This is a genomic window from Streptosporangium oxazolinicum (genome assembly GCF_039537505.1).
GTDB classification, from domain to species: Bacteria; Actinomycetota; Actinomycetes; order Streptosporangiales; family Streptosporangiaceae; genus Streptosporangium; species Streptosporangium oxazolinicum.
In genome coordinates, this window is sequence record NZ_BAABAQ010000014.1 from 210,479 (window position 1) to 229,086 (window position 18,608).

Sequence of the window (18,608 nt, forward strand, 5' to 3'; positions counted from 1 at the left end):
CCTCCTGGTCAACCGATCAACGAGGAGGCAACGATGAACCGGACCCAGGTGCTCGTCGTCGGCGCGGGGCCGACCGGGCTCACGCTCGCCGTCGAGCTGGCCCGGCGCGGGGTGGACGTCAGGATCGTGGAGAGGTCGCCCGAACCCGCCGTCGGGTCGCGCGGGAAGGGCATCCAACCGCGTACGCAGGAGGTCTTCGACGACCTCGGTGTCATCGAGGAGGTTCTCGCCACCGGCGAGGTCTACCCGGCCATGCGCGCCTACCGGGGGGACCAGGTGGTCTGGGAGGGCCGCATGCACGAGGTCAGGGAACCGGACGCCGAGGTACCGTACCCGATGGTCCTCATGCAGCCGCAGTGGCGGGTCGAGCGGATCCTGCGCGACCGGCTCGCCGAGCTGGGGCGGCGGGTCGAGTTCGGCGTCGAGGTGACGGGGTTCGAGCAGGACGAGGACGGGGTCACGGTCACCCTCACCGGGCGGGGCCTCGATCCCGGGTCTGGCCCTGAGTTCGGTTCCGGTTCCGGTTCCGGTTCTGGGACCAGGGCCGGGGCCGGGGGGCGCGGTGTCGAGCGGGTACGGTGTGCCTATCTCGTCGGCGCGGACGGCGGGCGCAGCTTCGTGCGCGGGCATCTGTCCGTCGGCTTCGAGGGCGAGACGTTCGAGACCGAGCGCATGCTCATCGGCGACGTCGAGACCCCCGACCTCGACCGCGAGTACTGGCACGTCTGGGCCGACATGGCCACCGGCACGATGCGCGTCGCGCTCTGCCCGCTCCCGGGCACCGACGTCTTCCAGTTCACCGCGCCGGTCACCGGGGAGACGCCCGAGCTGTCCCCCGAGTCCTTCCAGAAGATCTTCGACGAGGGGTCGGGGCGGACGGACGTCCGCTTCACCGGCGTCTCCTGGATGTCGCTCTACCGGGTGAACATCCGCATGGCGGAACGGTTCCGCGCGGGCCGCGTCTTCCTGGCGGGGGACGCCGCGCACGTGCACTCCCCGGCGGGCGGCCAGGGTCTCAACACCGGCGTGCAGGACGCCTACAACCTCGGCTGGAAGCTCGCGGCCGTCCTCGACGGCGCTCCCGGGCGGCTGCTCGACACCTACGAGGAGGAGCGGCTCCCGGTGGCGGCGGACGTGCTCGGCATCAGTACCAGGCTCCACCGCCGCGCGGAGGCGGGGGAGCGGGACGCGCACACCCGGGGCGACGAGACGCGGCAGCTCCTGCTCGGTTACCGGGACGGCTCGCTGTCCGTCGGCGATCGCGGCGGCGAGCGCGTCCCGGACGCGGTACTGGGCACGGGCCGCCTTTTCGACGTCCTGCGCGGACCCCACTTCACCCTCCTCGCCGTCGGTACGGCCCACGCCGCGCTCGTCAAGGAGATCAACGCGGCGTACGGACCCACGGTGCGCGCGCACACCGTGCTCCGGGGAGACGAGCCGGGCGGGCCCGGTGACCTGCTCGACGTCGAGGGCCGGATCCACCGCCACTACGGGCGGGGCCTGGTGCTCGTCCGCCCCGACGGCTACGTCGGCTACCACGGCGGCGAGGACGGCCTTGAGGACTACCTCGCGGGTGTCGTCACGACGGCTCAGGGGTGAGCGGGGCCACTGTGCCCGCGCTGGCTCAGGGGTGAGCGTCGCCACGATGTCCGCGACGGCTAAGGGTTGAGCGTCGCCGCGACGCCCGCGAACGACTCAGGGGTGAGCGTCGCCACGACGCCCACGGCTGAGCAGTGGTGTCACCGCCACGGCTCGCGGTGGTGGCGTCGTGTCGCGGTGGCCCGTACTCGAACCTCCCGGTGTCTCCGGGACGGGCGGCCCGCGGTGGGCGCGCTGTCATCGCGGCGCGCGGCCGAGCCCCTCCAGGGCGAACGACTCGGGCGCGCGCAGGGCGGCGCCACGGGCGCGCGCCGCCCGGTGGCGGTCCTCGCCGAGCGCCTCGGCGGCTCGGGCGGCCAGCGCGCGGACGGCGGGGTCGGCCGTCCGGTCGATTCCGCGCAGCGTGAGCGCCGTCCCGAGGAGTACGGCCGCGCTCTCCAGGTCACCGGTCGAGGCGTGCCACTCGGCGACCTCCTCCAGAACCGACGCGCGTACCGTCTCGTCACCACTCGGGGCGACCGACTCCAGCGCGCGGCGCAGCGGGGAGCGGGCGCGGTCCGGTTCGCCACGTGCCCGGTGCACCCGGGCGATCCCCACGTTGATCAGCGCCACCAGCTGCGGGGAGGCCATGGCCTGGCCTCGCAGCAGGTCCAGCGCCTTGGCGAGCAGGGATCCGGCCCGCTCGGGGTCCCCCCGCCGGAGGGCCAGCTCTCCCTGGACGTGCCGGACGCGGGCGGTCGCGATCGGGTCCTCGGTACGGCTCACCGTCGCCTCCACCCGGGCCAGCTCCGCCTCCACCCCGGCGAGGTCCCCCGTGCGGAGACGGAGCTGACAGAGCCGTACCCGCACCATGATCGGCCCGGGGACCGCCTCCAGGCCGCCGATCTCCGTGGCCGGTGCCACGGCCTCCTCCAGCAGCGACAGGGCACCGGCCGTGTCGCCGCGATTCTCCGCCACCAGCGACAGCCAGTAGAAGGCCATCGACAGCCCCCACCGGTCACCGGTCAGGCGGTAGTCGTCCACCGCGGGCCACAGGAGCCCCTCGGCCCGTGCCGCCCCCGCCCGCCCGTACTCGAACTCGACGATCCCGCCCATCAGCCGCGCGGTCGCCCTCGTCCACGGGACGGGGTGGCCGCCGAACCTCTCGACCGAGGCCAGCGCCTGCCGGTGGGCCTCCGCCGTCCCGACCGGGTAGCCGTTCGCGATCGCCCACGACCCCAGTGCCACGGGGTGGTCCGACTCCCGCAACGTCCCCAGGGCCCGCGACAGCGCGGCGGGTGGATCGCCCGTCGGCGTACCGGGGAGAGCCGCCAGTACGCACAGCGCGTGCGCCGTCTCCCGCCCGGGAGGCGGCTCGTCGCCGACGGCCGCCAGCACCGCCGACGCCCATGCCCCGGCCTCCCCGCGACCACCCCGCATCATCCAGTACCACAGCCTGGACATGATCATTCGAAGGGCGGAGTCGCCGTCTCCCGACGAGATCGCGTGGTCGAGCGCGGAGTCCAGGTTGCCCTGCTCGACGTCGAGCGCCGCGAGCGCGCGCAGCTGGTCACCGGTCCGCAGCGACGGCTCCTCCGCCTCGGCCAGCCCGACGAAGTAGCGGGCGTGCCCGGCCCGCGTCCGGCCGGTCTCGCCCGCCTCCTCCAGCTTCTCCGCGGCGTACCGGCGCAGAGTTTCCAGCAGGCGGTAGCGGACCTCCCCGCCCGCCCGGGGCGCCGGTACGACCGAGAGCAGGGACCTGTCGGCGAGGGACGTGATCACGTCCACGCCGTACCCGCAGATCCGCCGCACCGCGTCCGCGGTCGCGCCACCGGAGAACACCGACATCCGGCGCAGGAGCGTACGCTCGCCGGGGCTCAGCAGGTCCCAGCTCCAGTCGATCACCGCCCGTAGCGTGCGGTGCCTCGGCTGTGCGGTACGGCTCCCGCGGAACGCCAGCCGGTCACCGATCATGTCGGCGAGCTGCCCGACACCGAGGGAACGCAGCCGGGCCGCCACCAGCTCGATCGCCAGCGGGATGCCGTCGAGCTCCCGGCAGATCCGTACGACGTCGGCCACCGTGTCGGCGTCGACGCGCAGGCCCGGCAGCGCCGCCGCCGCGCGGTCCCCGAACAGCGTCACCGCCGGGCACGCCAGCGCGTCCTCCAGGCTCGCGCCCGGCGCGGGGAGGCCGAGGGGAAGCACCGGGTACAGGCTCTCCCCGGTGATGTCCAGGGGCTCCCGGCTCGTGGCGAGGATCCGCAACCCGCCGGAGGCGGCGAGCAACCGGTCGGCGACCCGCGCGGCCTCGTCGATCACGTGCTCGCAGTTGTCCAGGACCAGCACCGGAGCCCTGCCGCGGAGTGCGACGGCCAGCCGTTCCAGGGGGCCGTTCTCCCCGTGGGGCGGACGGGGCGGACGGCCGGGGGTGCCCACGTGTCCTTCCGGCTCCCCCCGGTGGCCGGTCTCGCCTGCCGGGCTTTCCTTGCGGCCGGGGGCGCTCGCGGAGCCGGTTTCGTCTGCCGGGCCTTTCTCCTGGCTGGGTGCGCTCGCGGAACCGGTGTCGTTTGCCGGGCTTTCCCCGTGGCCGGGTGCGTTCGCGGAACCGGTCTCGTCCGCCGGGCCTTCCGCGCGGCCGGGTGCGCTCGCGGAACCGGTGTCGCCGAGGGTGCCCGAGGGACCCGCTTCGCCTTCATCCGAGGTGCTCCCGACCTCCGCTCCGGTCCACGGCGCGGCGGGGTGGTCCGCCAGGAGGCCACTCCCGCTCAGGGCGGCCTGCACGGCCGCCGCCACACCGGACGGGTGCGAGAGCGGGGCCAGTTCCACCAGCCAGACCCCGTCCGGAACGTCGAGGGACGCGGCGGTCTCGATCGCCAGCCTGGTCTTGCCCACTCCGCCGGGCCCGGTGAGGGTGACCAGCCGTGCGTTCCCGAGCAACTCCCCGAGCCGGTCCGGCTCCGCCCGCCTGCCGACGAAACTCGTCAGCCGCGCGGGCAGATTGTCCCGGTGCTCGACACGATCCCCACGCTTCCGGTGCTCCTCGCCGTCCCGGTGCGCGGCGCGATCCCCGCGCTCCCGGGATTCCCCGCGCTCCGGGGAACGCGGGGATCGCGCGCCCGCGAGGCCGGGGGTGCCCGCGACGGCCTCCCGGGATCCGGGTGTCGTATGGGGAGATCCACCGCGCAGGGCGGTCAGGTGCGCGGCGCGCAGCTCGGGGCCGGGGTCCATGCCGAGGTCCTCGGCGAGGCGCAGCCTGATCCGTTCGTACGCCGCCAGCGCCTCCGTACGGCGTCCCTCGGTGAGCAGGGCCAGCACGAGCCGGGTGTGGAAGGGCTCGCGGAGCGGATGCGCCGCGACCGCCTCCTCCAGCTCCGCCACCGGGCCGCGTCCCAGGGCCAGGTCGGTGTCGAAGCGGGCCAGCAGCGCCGACAGGCGCAGTTCCTCCAGGCGGGTGGCGGGAGCGGCGGCGAAGGGCAGGGCGGACGCGTCGGCGAGAGCCGGGCCGCGCCAGAGGGACAGCGCCTCGCGCAGCAGGGACCCCGCCGCGACGGGATCGCCCGATGCGGTACGGCCCTCGGCGGCCAGCCGCTCGAAGGCCCAGGCGTCGACCCCCTCGCGCGGCAGGTCGAGGAGGTAACCGGCGGGATGGGACGCGACCGCGCCGGGCAACCGGCGGCGGATCCTGGAGACCAGTGACTGCAGCGCGTTCGACGGGTGATCGGGTGATCCCTCCGGCCACAGGTCGTCGATCAGCCGCTCGGCGGTGACCACGCGGCCGGGGTCGAGAGCGAGCCTCACCAGCAGGATCCGCAGCCGCGCGCCATGGATCTCGGTGCCGTGCGCGTGTGGCGGCCCGCCGTCCACGCGCAGCGGCCCCAGGATCCCGACTCTCATCAGTCCTCCATTCTCCTCTCGCGCGATGACCCCGGGTGCGGTCCCCTCCGATCGGACGGCAGGGGTACCTCCAGGACCCCTGGAATATCTGAGTATTTAGCTGTTTCCGCAGTTCATTGGGAGAAAGCAATGATCTTGGCGGCGTTTCGCGGGCTCCGGGGCGGGCATCGGATCGGTCTGGGGTCATCGAACGGGGGGACGCATGACGCGCGGGTTCGACGCGTCCGCTCACTACGGGCGGCGCATCGCCGACGTCCACGACGACGGCATCACGGTGAAGGATCCACCCGGGGGCGCGGACGGGCGCCTGGCGGCCTCCGGTTTCCCGGCGCCCTCGGAACTCCCCGGATTCCCGCCGTCCCCGTCCCCGTCCTCGTCATCGCCCCCATCGCCCCCATCGCCTCCATCGCGCTCGAAGCGGAGCCTCCCGAACCCCAAAGACTCCAAGGACCCGGGGGTTCCCGGCAGGGCTCCGGCGCTGCCCGCCGTGCGGGGACCGATCACCTCCCTGCTCTTCGAACGGCTGGCACGCCCGCCGCACCGCTTCGGCCTCCTCTCGCTCCCGCTCCTGTCGTTCCCGGCCCGTTTCGCGGGTCCGGTCCTCATGGACGAGGACGTACAGCTGGCGCTCTTCGTCTGTTACGAGCTGCACCACCGGGGCTTCGAGGGCGTGGACGACCGGTGGGAGTGGAACCCCTCCCTGCTGGAGGTACGGGAGATCCTGGAGGCGCGCTTCGAGGAGGGGCTGGCGCGGGCCGTACCGTACCCGCCCGCCTTCCGGCCCGAGCAGACGCGACAGGTCCTGGCCGAGCTGGTGGCCGACGCCGTCGACGGGCCCGACCTGGCGGGGTTCCTCCAGCGGCAGGCCGACCTCGCGCAGTTCCGCGAGTTCGTCGCGCACCGGTCGATCCACCACCTCAAGGATGCCGACCCGTACACCCTGGCGATTCCCCGCCTGAGCGGTGCTTCCAAGGCGGCGCCGGTGGAGATCCAGGCGGACGCGTACGGCGGCGGGGGTGCCGACCTGTTCCGGCCCACCATGCGCGAGCTGGGCATGGACGACTCCTACGGCGCCTACCTGGAGCGGGTCCCGGCGATCACACTGGCGATCTCCAACACGATGTCGTTGTTCGGGCTGCACCGGCGCCACCTCGGAGCGCTGCTGGGCCACCTGGCGGCGTTCGAGATGACCTCCTCGGCGCCCAACCGCCTCTGCTCCCTGGGCCTGCGCGGGCTGGGCGGGGACGAGGCGGCGAGCCGGTTCCGCGACGAGCACGTACGCGCCGACGCCGTCCACGAGCAGGTCACCGCGCGCGAGCAACGCGCTGTCCACGAGCAGGCCGTCGTCCACGAACAGGTCGCCACGCATGAGCAGATCGCTGCGCACGAGCAGGTCGCCGCGTACGACATGTGCGGCGAATTCGCGACGCGACACCCCTCGCGGGCCGGTGATGTCCTGTACGGGGCGGCCTGCGCGCTGACCCTGGACCGGCTCTTCGCCGAGCACGTCATGAGCCACTGGCGTCGTGGCACCTCGTCGCTGCGGGAGGCGGGCGCGGCGACGGGGTCATAACCGACCCCGGCACCAACCCCGGCTTCCGGCCACGGCCTCCGGCCCCCCGGCCCCCAGCCCCAACCCTGGCCACGCCCCCTGGCCCTGGCCTCAGCCTCAGTCCTGGCCCCGGCCACGGCCCCCAGTCCTGGCCCTGGCCACGGCCCCCAGTCCTGGCCCTGGCCACGGCCCCCAGTCCTGGCCCTGGCCACGGCCCCCAGTCCTGGCCCTGACCACGCCCTCCGGCCCTGGCCCCGGCCCCACCCCCGAGCCCGCCCCCCGGTCTCGCGGTCGACCGCCACCGACGAGGGCGGCGGAGGAGGGGCGTACCTCAGCCGCCCTGCCCGCGCATGGCCTGGCGGATCGCGTCGCGGGTCCGGTCCACGATCGCCAGGGGCGGCCCGAACAGCAGGTTCATGACCATCGACTCCGTACCCGGGTGCGGGTGGGTCGGTGCCAGCGCCTCGGCCGCTCTCACCCCGGCCGCCATGGCCCGGCGCTCGGCCACGCTCGTCCGGGCGCGCAACCGGGCGAACTCGTAGCGCTCCTCGGCGCGGGCGTGGGCCAGCACCGCCGCCCGCAACATCTGGAGACGCCCGGAGAACCCGGGATGCTCGGTGCCCAGGGTCTCCAGGTCGGCGAGCAGTTGCTTCGCCTCCTTCTCCTCGGCGAGGCGTTCGTCGACCACCTCGTTCCCGTCCTCGATCTTGAGGCGCGCGTAGGGATGCACGACTTTCTCCTCGGCGGCCTCGTGCACGGCCAGCATCCGTACGAGGCGCTGGAAGGCATCGCTCCGCCGTACCCCGGTGGGGGCCTCCTCGACCTCGTCGAACAAATCCCTGATCGTCGCGTGCTGGCGCACCAGCAGGTCCACGACGTCGTTCTCGTTCATCGGCTCGGACACGATCTGGCGGTCGTTCATGGCTCCCCCTTCGTCTACCAGGCCGATTACCCCCACCCGGGCACCGAAACCCGGGGACCGGCATGGCGGTGCCACGGACGGGCGCACGCCGGGAGCCGCCCCCACCCGGCCGTACGCGTGCCGCCCCGCGACACGCGATCCAAAAGCCGCAAAAGCTTCGGGCGCCGGGTGAGCCGCCGTCAGACGGTGATCCACTCGGTGACGACCGTCGCGTCCCCGAGACGGCAGCGGAGGCTGAACGGCCCGGGGGGAACGTCCTCGTAGATGAACCTGCCCAGGTCGTCGGCCGCCAGCGTGACCGGATGGCCCCCGAGGACCTCGACCTCCAGGTGGCGCGGCGGCATCAGCTGGCCCACCACCCGGCCGCCGGTGGCGGTCACGGTGACCTCCAGGTCGACGGTGAGCCCGGCGCCCTGGAAGGTCAGCATGCGCGGCTGCCCCTCACCCCGCACCTGCGAGGGCCCGCTCAGGGAGTCGAAGACCAGCTCGGCCAGCTCGGCGTCGAGCGTGCGCAGCGTGAAGGCCTCGACCGCGATCTGCTGGAGATGCGAGGGAACGGGATCGAACAGCTCGATGGCGCGGCGCAGCTCCGCCTCCAGCTCGTCGTCGCTCACTGGAAACCCCGCCTGCCCAGCAGGACGCGCAGCCGTCGCAGGCAGCGCTGTCTGATCGGCCCGATGCTCCCGACGGCGATGCCGAGTGTCGCCGACACCTCCTGGTAGCTGAACGGCGGCGAGGCCGTGAGCAGGCGCAGCAACCGCTGGCAGCTCTCACCGAGCTCCTGGAATGCCTGCCAGGCCGCCCGCGCCCGCTCCCGCTCTCTCGCGGCGTCCTCCGAGTCGATGAGCGCCTGCTCCGGCGTGCGGTCGTCGGCGACGCGGTCGAACATCTCCGCGTCGCCGCTCGGCGAGACCCGCCGGGCGGCCCTGATCACCTTGACGCACTCGTTCCGCGCGGTGCTGGCCAGCCACGCGCCGACCCTGTCGGGCTCGCGGATCCGCGTGAGGTTCTGGGCGAGCCGGAACCAGGTCGTCTGGTAGACCTCCTGCGCGTCCGCGTCCCTCAGCCCGTGGGCGCGCACGACGGACCACACGAGGGGGCTGAGGCCCTCCACCAGGGATTTCCACGCGGCGGCGTCGTCCCCCTCCACCGCGGCGCGGAAGAGGATGCCGATCGAGTCTCGATCCACGGTGACGTCCCCTTGCTTTCGGGACTGTCATCGTACGTCGGAGGGCCGATGCGCCCGCACTGGTTTTCAGCGAGTGACCGGAACACTTTGCACGCTCTGAGGTGTCCAGGTGGCGGGAATGAGGGCCGGGGTGGGAACGCTCCGCAGTATGCCGACGGAGGTCTCGTCCAGCAGTCTTCTGGCGGCCTCCCGGGAGTCGATCCCCGTGTTCCGCGTCATGTAGTTGGCGATCATGCCGACCACCAGGGGCGTGGAGAAGGAGGTGCCGCTCCACTCCGCCAGGCCGTCGAACACGACACGGTCGCGGATCGCGGTCGGCGACTCCTTCATCCTCTCGGTGAGCTCGCCCCGGTGCGGGGGGAACTGGCAGGTGCAGTCGTACTGGAAGCCGTACCGGCAGTGGGAGAAGGTGGAGTGCTGGTAGTCGTACACCACGGGAGTGGGGTCCACCGCGGTGAAGGCGCTGACCAGGCGCTCACCGGGTGCGTACGTCGTCACCCACGGCCCGTGGTTGCTGAAGCAGGCGCGGTCCGCGCCGTCCTTCCGCAGTGCCCCCACCGACACGACGGCACCGGCGTAGCCGGGGTGGTCGGAGTAGGCCGCGGGCCAGAACCTCACGTCGTTGCCGTTGTTTCCCGCTGCCGCCACGAGCAGCGTCTCGGGGTGGGTCATCAGCGTGTCCATGAAGCGTTCGAGCCCCAGGAGCGTCTCCGAGTGCATGCTCGGCGTCCCCGCGGACAGGCTGATGATGTCGGGCCACCTCCCCGCCGGCAGCATTCCCCCGAGCAGCTTGTCACCCAGGTCCTTCTCGGAGATGGCGCCCGCGTCGACGAGTGTCCCGTGCACCGTGACGTCGGTGTTGGGCGCGACGGCGCTGACCAGCCCGGCGATGAAGGTGCCGTGCCCGACGTACTGCTTGAGGATGCCCTCCTTGTCGAGTTCGACCTCCTTGCCGTCGCCCTCGACGCGGTGCATCCACGGGTGCGACCTGTAGTTCTCCACCAGGCCGGTGTCGACGACGAGGACGGACACCGGCGTGCCCTCCTGGCCGTAGGGCTCGGCCACCGCCGGGTTGGGCGGCTCGCACCGGGACACCGGCACCGGCTCGTCGCCGGGGCAGCAGTTCACCGCGATGGACACGATGTGGTTCCTGGACACCATGCGGCGGTTGTTGTCACGCTCCAGGTCCTCGACGGCCCTCAACGCGTCCGACACGTCCCGGTCGCCGTAGCGCTCGCTCCTGTCCGGCTCCCCGACCCGGATCCTGAGCACGCCGCCCGGACTTTCCTCCTCCTCCGCCCTCACGATCTCGGTCTGGTTGCCCCCGCGTTCCCGGTAGAACGCGTCCCGGACCGTGCGGACGACCTCTCCGGCGTCCTCGGCTCGGGCGAGAACGTAGCCCTTCTGGTAGAGGTACATGGGCTGGGAGCCCTCGAACCCCGCCGCGAGCACGATGTCCTCTCCCATGGCGTCCTGGATCTGGTCGAACTGCTCCTGGAACCTGTCTGGTGCCATATTCGCCATCCTTGTCTCAGAGATGTCCTGGCGTCGCCCCGGGTTAAGAGCCACCGGACGCCTCGCTGATACACCCCCGGGCGAGTTTCCCGGTGCGGACGGGAGCGGGGGTCGTCCTCGGAGGGCTCCTCGGCATGGACGCCCTGAACACACCACGTCTAACATCGATCCGTGACCGGGGGAAGCTCGCGGCTCCCGCCGCTCGCGGGAGACCCTCTCGATCTCCTGCCCCTGGTGTTCGCCCGCCCCGCGGACGCGCTGGCCGGGGCGAGGGCCGTGCTGTCGGCGTCCCCCTCCCCGCACGACGCCTCCGTCGCCCACCAGGTGATCGGCATCTGGCAGCGCGACTTCGGCGACCTCGTGGTGGCGATCGGCCACCTCCGGCAGGCCCGCGCCCTGGCCGCCAAATCCGGTTTCCCGAACCGCGAGGCGGACGTGCTGGCGACCCTGGGAGCCGCCCTCATCCACGCGGGCCGTACCAGGCAGGGGATGGCCGCGCTGGAGGCGGCCGTCGAGAGGGGCAGCGGGGTCACCGGGGCCCGCGTGCTGTTCCGCAGAGGCTACGCCTGGTGGGTGCTCGGGGGGCACCGCGAGGCGCTCGACGACCTGCGGCGGGCCATTCCCACCCTGCGCCGGGCCCAGGACACGATCTGGACCGCGCGGGCGCTCACGCTCAGGGCGACCGTCCACCTGGCCATGGGATCCGTCGAGCGGGCCGAGGCCGACTTCGTCGCCGCCGAGCAGCTGTGGGACACCACCGACCAGGAGCACGACAAGGCCGACGCCGTGGAGAGCCGGGGGCTGGCGGCGTTCCGGTCCGGTGACCTCCCCGCGGCGCTTCATCTCTTCGACGAGGCCGCGAGCCGGTACGAGGCCCTCGGCACGCCCATGTTCGTCCTGCACATCCGGCGGTGCGGGGTGCTCCTGGCGGCAGGGCTGGCGCGCGAGGCGCTGGAGGAGGCCGACGCCGCCACGGAGCAGCTGAACCGGATGGGCGGGCAGACGACCCGCAGCGCCGAGCTCCTCCTGATCGCCGCGCGGGCCGCGATCGCGGCGGGGGAGCCGCACGCGGCGATCGCCCGCGCGAGCACGGCCATCCGGCTGTTCTCCAGCCAGCGCCGCGACTGGTGGCAGGCCCACGCCCGGCTGGTGCTGGTCCAGGCCAGGTTCGCGGCGGGTCAGGTCTCCGGCCGCTCGGTGCGCGACGCCGCCGAGGTCGCGGTACGGCTGGCGGAGCTGCGTTCCCCCGAGGCGGTCCAGGCCTCGCTGCTGGCCGGGCGCACCGCCCTCGCCCTCGGCTGGGAGGCCGACGCGGAACGCCACCTGGCCGCCGCCGCCAGGACCAGGGCGCGCGGGCCCGCCTTCGCCCGCGTGGACGGCTGGGTGGCGCAGGCGCTCAGGGCGGCCGCGGCGGGGCGTACGCGCGGCGTGCTGGACGCCTGCCGCCGGGGGCTCGACCTGCTGGACGAGCACAGGATGACCCTGGGCGCCTCGGAGCTGCGGGCGCGGGCCACCGCGCAGGGGGCCGAGCTGGCCGTGCTCGCGCAGCGGGCGACCCTCGCCGGGGGGAGCCCCCGCCGGTTCCTCGGCTGGAGCGAACGCTGGCGCGCCACCGTGCTCGCGGTCCCGCCCACCCGGCCCCCGGACGATCCCGAACTGCTGCGCGACGTGACGGCTTTCCGCGAGATCAGCAGCCGGGTCGAGACGGCACGGCCGGGAGGCGCGCCGGTCCCCGCGCTGGAACGCGAGCAGCGGCGGCTGGAGAAGGAGATCCGGGCCCGGACGCTCCGCACCCGCAGCGCGGGCGGCTTCGACGGGCACCGCTTCGACGCGGGTCCGCTGCTCGACGGGCTGGGCGACGGGTGGCTGATCGAGATCGTCGCCGTCGACGGCGAGCTGCACGTCGTGCTCTGCGGCCGGGGCAGGGTGCGCAGGTTCGCCGCGGGGCAGCTCGCCGACGCGGCGATCGACGCCGACCACGCCCGCGCCGGTCTCAGACGCATCGCGTACGGGGGCTCGGAGGGCAGGTTGCCCGTCCTGGAGGCGGGCGGGCGCCGCCTCCAGGAGTCGCTGCTCGGCCCCGCCGTGCGCCACCTCGGGGACGGCCCCGTGGTCGTCGTACCACCGGGCAGGCTGCACGGCGTCCCCTGGGCGCTGCTGCCGGTGCTGGGCGAGCGGGTGCTGAGCGTGTCGCCGTCCGCGAGCGCCTGGCTCCGCGCCCGGCGGATCGAGCCGTCGCCGTCCACGGAGCGGGTCGTGCTGGTCAGGGGGCCGGGGCTGGCGACCGGCGGTGCCGAGGTCCCGCTCCTGGCCGCGCGGTACGGGGAGGCGACCGTGCTGGAGTCCGGGACCGCGGTCGCCCCGGCCGTGCTCGCGGCGCTCGACGGCAGCAGGCTCGCCCACATCGCCGCGCACGGCACCTTCCGCTCCGACAGCCCGATGTTCTCCTCCCTGAGGATGGACGACGGCCCGCTCACGGTGCACGACCTCGAACGGCTGCACAGTGCCCCGTACCGGATCGTCCTGTCCAGCTGCGACTCCGGCAGGCTGCAGCCGGTCGGCGCGAACGAGCTGCTCGGCCTCGCCACGGCGCTGCTGCCGCTGGGCACGGCCGGGATCGTGGCGAGTTCGTCGCCCGTCGACGACGAGGCCGTGGTGCCGCTGATGCTCGCCCTGCACGAGGGGCTGCGGCGCGGCCTGAGCATGGCCGAGGCCCTGCGCGACGCGCGGCTGGCGATGCCCGGCGACGACCTCAACCGGGCGACCGGCTGGTCCTTCTCCGCCATCGGCGGGGCCTGAGGCCCCCGGCCGGGCGGAATCGTCGTGCCGGACGCCGGTGAGGTGCGTCAGCCGATGGTGAGTTGTGTCAGCCGACGGTGAAGAGCCTTCCCAGGCCGGCGCGGTCGCTGCTGCCGAGCCGCGCGTAGGCGTCGCACAGGTGGTTGGCCACCGTACGGATCGACACCGTGAGCTGCTCGGCGATCTGCCGGTTGGTCAGGCCCGCCGCCGCGAGGCTGACGATCTGCCGCTGGCGTGCGGTCAGTTTCGGCAGCGCGAGGTTGACCAGGGCGGAGCTGCGGGCCCCCTGGCAGGCGCCCGCCAGCGTGGAGGCCCGGTTCCTGGAGGACTGCGAGGCACGCCGGTCGTCGTGGACGAGGGCCGCGTGCGCGAACGCCTCCGCCGCGTGCAGTACCAGGCCGAGGTCGGCGAGACCCCGCGCCACCTTGTCCAGGGCCTCCCCGTCGCGCCCGGCCAGCGCACGGGCGTGCCACGCCAGCAGGGCGGCGAGGTCCCCCTCCGTGCGGTCGGCCAGCTCCCCGAGCCGTCCGACGACCAGCTCGGGGGTACCGAGCCGCACCACGTCGTGCAGGGCGAAGAGGTCGTCTTCGAGCGGGCCGTCTCCGGCGGCGCGCAGCGCGGACCGCAGGGCACCGTCGAGGTCCCCCTCGGCGGCGAGCGTCCAGGTCCGCGCCCGCTCGGTGGCGAGGGCCCACGACGACGTGTCCCCCGGGGCCACCGCGAGCAGCGGGCGTGCCGGGCGTGCGGGAGGTGCCGGGCGTATCGGGGGTGCCGGGGGGCGGTCCTGGGGGGCGGGCCACACGCGCGTTCGTACGTCCCCGCCGGGGGCCGGACCGCGCGACAGGGCCTGCCACGCCGTCGTCAGGTCGCCGATGTAGGCGGAGGCGTGGGCGAGTTCGGCCAGGCAGCCGCGGTGGTGGGGGGCGCGGCGCAGCCCCTCGCGGCTCCAGGCGATGGCCTCGCGGGTCTCCCCGCGAAGCCGGGCGACCCGGGCCCGCCGCGCGCAGAACTCCGGCATCGCGGGCTCGTCCCAGCCGGTGTCCTCCTCGGCCATCCGCTCGCCGATGCCGCGCGGGATCCCCGAGAGCCTTCCCGCGTACGCGCGTACGGCCAGCTCCTCGCACTCGGCCTCCAGCGCCGTGGCCCGGGGGCGCCGTCGCGCGCCGGACGGCCCGCCCGTCCGAGGGCGCTTCGCGGCGGCCCGGAGCACCGGGCCGTGCAGCGGGTGGGCGAGCCGGATCGACAGCCGGTCGTCCACGGTGACCAGCCCCTTCGCCCGCAGCCGTTCGAGGACGGCGAAGGCCACCCCGGCGCCCGCCGCGTCCGTGCCCGTGCCCGTGCCCGTGCCCGTGTCCGTGCCCGTGTCCGCGTCCGTGCCCGCGTCCGTGCCCGTGCCCGTGTCCGCGTCCAGCGGCCCGCCGGACGCGTTGGGCTTCGGGGATCCGCCGGGCGTGGTGAGCTTGAGGGGCCCGCCGGACGCGATGAGTTCCAGTGCCCTCCGCTCCTCCCCGCCGACGTCGCGGATCGTGTCCTCCACCAGCTCCCTGACGCGCGCCGTCACCGGAGGAGTCCCGCGCCAGGTCCACGTGCCCGACACGTGGCTCAGGTCTCCCCCTGCGTGGACGGCGACGACCAGCTCGCGCAGGAGCCGCAGGTCGCCGCGGCTCGCCCGGTGCAGGCGCCGGACGGTGAGGGTGTCCACGTAGCCGCCCACCGCCCGGGACAGCAGCTCGCCGCACTCGCTCTCCGTCAGAGGGGCCAGTGCCATGCGCGGCAGGAGGTTCTCCTCCCAGAGCCTGGAGACGTCCTCCGGGACGGGCTCGCCCTCCCTGACCGTGACGAGCAGGCGGGTGCGTCCCCTGAGCGCCAGACGGAGGACGAGCGCGGCCGAGGAGTCGTCGAGGAGGTGGGCGTCGTCCACGACGAGCACGCGCACCCCGTCCAGCGCCTCGACGGGGTCCGGTGGGCAGAGGAGCCCCGTGGGGCGCGGGGAGGATTTCGTGAGGTACGGGGCCGGCCCCGGGGAGGTGGAGAGCTCCGCGAGGCGCGGGGGACGGGAAAGGAGAGGGGCGAAGGCGGCGAGCGGGATGTGCTGGATGCCGGGCGTTCCGGTGATCCGCGCGTGGAGCGGCTCGGTCACAGCCTCGGGGACGGCCTCGGCGACCAGGCGGCTTCTGCCGCTCCCCGCCGCGCCGGTCACGACGACGCCCCGGCGACCGGCCGCCAGGTGTCGCCGTACGAGATCGAGTTCCTCAGTCCTGGCCGTGAACGGCCAGGGGGACCGTGGGTTTCTCACAGCGGTATGAGCCGGGCCGCCCGTCCTTGATACACGTGGAATTGAGTACCCCCTACTCATGCGCGCCCGGGATTCCATCTCCAGTCTCGTGGCATGTGGACACGGTTTCCTTGATCTCCTCACCATGCCCGAAGGCGGGGGTCTCCAGGCCGCGGGAATGCCGATGAGGGCGGACGACACCCGCGTCCGGCACTGCTCGCTCCCGCCGTACCCCGCCCACACGCCGCCGGACGGGCTTGAGGGAAGGCGGCGCGAGGCCCTGCTCTCGGGGCGGCGGGCGTGGCTGAACGGTACGGTCCTGCACTACTGCTTCCTGAGCCGGCAACGTGACGGCGGGCAGGGGGACGGCGGGCGGTATGACGGAGAGCAGCGCGAGGCCGTGCGCCGGGGTTTCCAGGAGTGGAAGGATCTCGGCATCGGGCTGGAGTTCGCCGAGGTCGCCGACCGTACCGAGGCGGAGGTGCGGATCGGGTTCCGGCGGGACGCCGGATCGTGGTCGGCCGTGGGACGCGACGCGCTCCGCGTCGGGACCGCCTCCCGCACGGTGAACTTCGGCTGGGATCTCACCGGGCCGCACGGCCGGGGCGCCGTGCTGCACCAGATCGGCCACGTCATCGGCATGGTCCACGAGCACCAGAGCCCGTACTCGGGCATCCTCTGGGACGAGGAGGCCGTCTACGAGGACCTCGCGGGGCCGCCGAACCTCTGGCCGAGGTCGCGGACGTTCCACAACGTCATCCGCAGGCTCGACGAGAGCGAGACGAACGGCCCGGTGTGGGACCCGCTCTCCGTCATGGGATACCGGTTCGGCCCGGGGCTCATCCTGGAGCCCCCGTGTTACCGGGCGGGGATCGCGCCGCCGGGCACCGTCTCCGAGCTCGACGCCGCGTTCGCCCGGCGCTGGTACCCACTTCCGGGCGCCGAGCCGCCCGAGCTGTCGCCGTTCCGCTCCGCCCCGCTCGGCACCGAGACGGGGGAGCAGCGCGACTTCGTGATCGCCCCTCGCGCGACCCGTGACTACACCGTCGGTGTCTTCGGCGAGTGCGACACGGTGCTGGTGCTGTTCGAGGAGGTCGGCGGTGACCTGCGCTACCTGGCGGGCGACGACGACGGAGGGCACCCGCGCAACGCGTCGCTCCGCGTCCATCTGCTCAGGGACCGCCGCTACGTCCTCCGCGCGCGGGTGCACTCCTGCTGGGGACCCGGCCAGGCCGCCGTCATGTGCTGGTGAGGCCAGCGCCGCCCGGGAACCGTGGCCGGATCCGCGGGGTTCTCGTGAAGAGCCTCCCGGAGCGGGAGAGCGCGCGTCCTCATCCGGGTGCTCCGGATGAATGACTCACCCGGCTCCCGGCGGGGACCGCATCGCCCCCAGAAGGGTGGCGAGGGCCACGCGGGCGAACCCGATCCGGGCGTCGCTCGCCCCGTACGGCAACCAGAGGGCGTCCGCGTGCAGCAGGCCGCCGCAGGAGTACACGACGTTGGGCACGTACCCCTCGCGCTCGGTGTCGCCGGGGGTGAGGAGCGTACCCGGGAGCTCGGCGACGACGCGGTGCGGCTCGTCCAGGTCGAGCAGCAGCGCGCCGATGGCGTAGCGGCGCATCGGGCCGACGCCGTGGGTCAGGACGAGCCAGCCCGACTCGGTCTCCAGAGGGGAGCCGCAGTTGCCGACCTGGACCAGCTCCCAGCCGCTGCGGGGGGTGTGCAGCGGCACCGGCCGCCGCCACCTGCTGTCCTCGCCGAGGGAGGTCAGGCCGATGGTCTCGCCGTCGGAGCGGCACAGCGCCAGCTGGCGCCCGCCCACCGGGCGCGGGAACAGCGCCATCCCCTTGTTGGCGGCGGCGGGCCCGCGCAGCGGGGTGACCTCGAAGGTGCGCAGGTCGTCGCTGGTGAGCATGCGCGAGCGGATGTGCCGCCCGTCGTAGGCGGTGTAGGTGGCGCGGTACGAAGGCGTGCCGTCCTCGTCGACAAACCTCACAAAACGGGCGTCCTCCATCCCGTTGCTCTCGGCCGCGGTGGCGGGCCAGAGCACCCGCCGCTCAAGGGGGACGTCGGCGGGGAAGGTCACGGCGTAGTCGGAGGCCGTCGCCCGGCGCAGCTCCTCCACGGTGCCGTGCGTGGTGGTACGGGCGAGCAGGTCGGCGGGGAGCCGGGCGACCGCCCGCTCGAAGTCATCGTCGCCGAAGAGCTCCGGCAGCGAGCCCAGCACGGTGGCGGAGACCTCGTCGTCCCGGTCCTCGTCGGCGAGCGCGGCGGCGAACAGGTCGCGCCGGTGGAGGACGCCGTGCCGGGAGCCGGTGGTCAGCGGTCCCGAGCGGTCGGCGACGACGAGCTCGTCACCGGGGCCGAGCACCGCCGTGGCGAAGCCGATGGACGACAGGTGGCCCTCGCCGATCTGCCGCGTGCTGATCACCGCGCGCAGCCGTCCCGGGCTCAGGCCGGACTGGTCGGGGTGGGCGACCATCGAGGGGTTGCACAGCGCGGCGCCCTCCACCGCGTACTCGTGGCTGAAATAGGCGCCGACCAGGAGACGGGCCGCAGGCCGCAGGTCGAGGTGGCTCGGAACCCGGTCGCGGACCAGGTCGTAGTGGTGCAGGAAGGTCGTCGCGAGGTCGCGGTGCCGGTCGCCGAACCCCCGCAGCGTCTCCTCCAGCAGCGCGGCGGTCTCGTCATGGCCGAGGAGCGTGACGCGCTCGATCAGGGCGGAGGCCCGGCCGCGCGCCACGGCGGCGTCCTCGCCGGGCACGAACAGCTTGACGATCACCCTTCGCGGGTCGGGGGCGAGGCTCTGGTCGAGCCGGGTGGCCAGGTCCCGGACGGTCATGGCACCTCGTCCGCCGATCTCGCGGCCGGGACGCGGTGCCTC

The 18,608-nt window shown here is 74.0% G+C and carries 11 protein-coding genes; 4 read left to right on the top strand and 7 right to left on the bottom strand.

From position 1 onward, the window contains the following. Positions 1–33: 33 nt before the first annotated feature. Positions 34–1,599: an FAD-dependent oxidoreductase gene (locus tag ABD817_RS32070; RefSeq protein WP_344922018.1), complete on the top strand. Its 1,566-nt coding sequence runs from the start codon at positions 34–36 to the stop codon at positions 1,597–1,599. Between the two features lie 237 nt (positions 1,600–1,836). Here the strand turns inward: ABD817_RS32070 and ABD817_RS32075 are convergent, their stop codons facing one another. Continuing rightward, complete coding sequence (locus ABD817_RS32075) at positions 1,837–5,472, bottom strand: BTAD domain-containing putative transcriptional regulator (RefSeq protein ID WP_344922019.1); 3,636 nt, start codon at positions 5,470–5,472, stop codon at positions 1,837–1,839. Between the two features lie 202 nt (positions 5,473–5,674). Here ABD817_RS32075 and ABD817_RS32080 point away from each other — a divergent pair, with 202 nt between their 5' ends. After that, positions 5,675–7,045, top strand: coding sequence for an iron-containing redox enzyme family protein (locus ABD817_RS32080; protein WP_344922020.1), 1,371 nt, complete (start codon positions 5,675–5,677; stop codon positions 7,043–7,045). Positions 7,046–7,355: 310 nt separating this feature from the next. Here the strand turns inward: ABD817_RS32080 and ABD817_RS32085 are convergent, their stop codons facing one another. The 4 genes from ABD817_RS32085 to ABD817_RS32100 all read right to left on the bottom strand — a co-directional run bounded on the left by ABD817_RS32085 (position 7,356) and on the right by ABD817_RS32100 (position 10,650). Continuing rightward, positions 7,356–7,946, bottom strand: coding sequence for a hemerythrin domain-containing protein (locus ABD817_RS32085; RefSeq protein WP_344922021.1), 591 nt, complete (start codon positions 7,944–7,946; stop codon positions 7,356–7,358). A gap of 179 nt (positions 7,947–8,125) precedes the next feature. Further along, on the bottom strand, positions 8,126–8,560 hold the full coding sequence (locus ABD817_RS32090) for a hypothetical protein (protein WP_344922022.1): 435 nt from the start codon (positions 8,558–8,560) through the stop codon (positions 8,126–8,128). Further along, positions 8,557–9,135 (bottom strand): RNA polymerase sigma factor, encoded by a 579-nt coding sequence (locus tag ABD817_RS32095; RefSeq protein WP_344922023.1) that lies wholly within the window; start codon positions 9,133–9,135, stop codon positions 8,557–8,559. The genes ABD817_RS32090 and ABD817_RS32095 overlap by 4 nt, the downstream gene beginning before the upstream one ends. Before the next feature lie 66 nt (positions 9,136–9,201). Then, positions 9,202–10,650 carry a S8/S53 family peptidase gene (locus ABD817_RS32100; protein WP_344922025.1) on the bottom strand — a complete coding sequence of 483 codons (1,449 nt, stop codon included), beginning with the start codon at positions 10,648–10,650 and terminating at the stop codon, positions 9,202–9,204. A 171-nt stretch (positions 10,651–10,821) separates the two neighbouring features. On the opposite strand from ABD817_RS32100, the gene ABD817_RS32105 reads away from it, so the two are divergent. Beyond that, positions 10,822–13,449: a CHAT domain-containing protein gene (locus tag ABD817_RS32105; RefSeq protein ID WP_344922026.1), complete on the top strand. Its 2,628-nt coding sequence runs from the start codon at positions 10,822–10,824 to the stop codon at positions 13,447–13,449. 67 nt (positions 13,450–13,516) lie between these two features. Here the strand turns inward: ABD817_RS32105 and ABD817_RS32110 are convergent, their stop codons facing one another. Beyond that, the gene (locus ABD817_RS32110; protein WP_344922027.1) at positions 13,517–15,745 is read right to left on the bottom strand and encodes a LuxR C-terminal-related transcriptional regulator; all 2,229 of its coding nucleotides are present in this window, start codon (positions 15,743–15,745) and stop codon (positions 13,517–13,519) included. A 124-nt stretch (positions 15,746–15,869) separates the two neighbouring features. On the opposite strand from ABD817_RS32110, the gene ABD817_RS32115 reads away from it, so the two are divergent. Next, positions 15,870–16,976, top strand: a complete 1,107-nt coding sequence (locus ABD817_RS32115; protein ID WP_344922029.1) for a M12 family metallopeptidase — start codon at positions 15,870–15,872, stop codon at positions 16,974–16,976. 105 nt (positions 16,977–17,081) lie between these two features. Here ABD817_RS32115 and ABD817_RS32120 read toward each other — a convergent pair whose 3' ends face one another. Then, positions 17,082–18,566: a glycoside hydrolase family 130 protein gene (locus ABD817_RS32120; protein WP_344922030.1), complete on the bottom strand. Its 1,485-nt coding sequence runs from the start codon at positions 18,564–18,566 to the stop codon at positions 17,082–17,084. Positions 18,567–18,608 lie beyond the last annotated feature (42 nt).

Excerpts from the sequence above, each read along its gene's own strand:
- ABD817_RS32070 (WP_344922018.1), top strand. The coding sequence starts at position 34 with ATGAACCGGACCCAGGTGCTCGTCGTCGGCGCGGGGCCGACCGGGCTC.
- ABD817_RS32075 (WP_344922019.1), bottom strand. The coding sequence starts at position 5,472 with ATGAGAGTCGGGATCCTGGGGCCGCTGCGCGTGGACGGCGGGCCGCCA.
- ABD817_RS32080 (WP_344922020.1), top strand. The coding sequence starts at position 5,675 with ATGACGCGCGGGTTCGACGCGTCCGCTCACTACGGGCGGCGCATCGCC.
- ABD817_RS32085 (WP_344922021.1), bottom strand. The coding sequence starts at position 7,946 with ATGAACGACCGCCAGATCGTGTCCGAGCCGATGAACGAGAACGACGTC.
- ABD817_RS32100 (WP_344922025.1), bottom strand. The coding sequence starts at position 10,650 with ATGGCACCAGACAGGTTCCAGGAGCAGTTCGACCAGATCCAGGACGCC.
- ABD817_RS32115 (WP_344922029.1), top strand. The coding sequence starts at position 15,870 with ATGCCCGAAGGCGGGGGTCTCCAGGCCGCGGGAATGCCGATGAGGGCG.
- ABD817_RS32120 (WP_344922030.1), bottom strand. The coding sequence starts at position 18,566 with ATGACCGTCCGGGACCTGGCCACCCGGCTCGACCAGAGCCTCGCCCCC.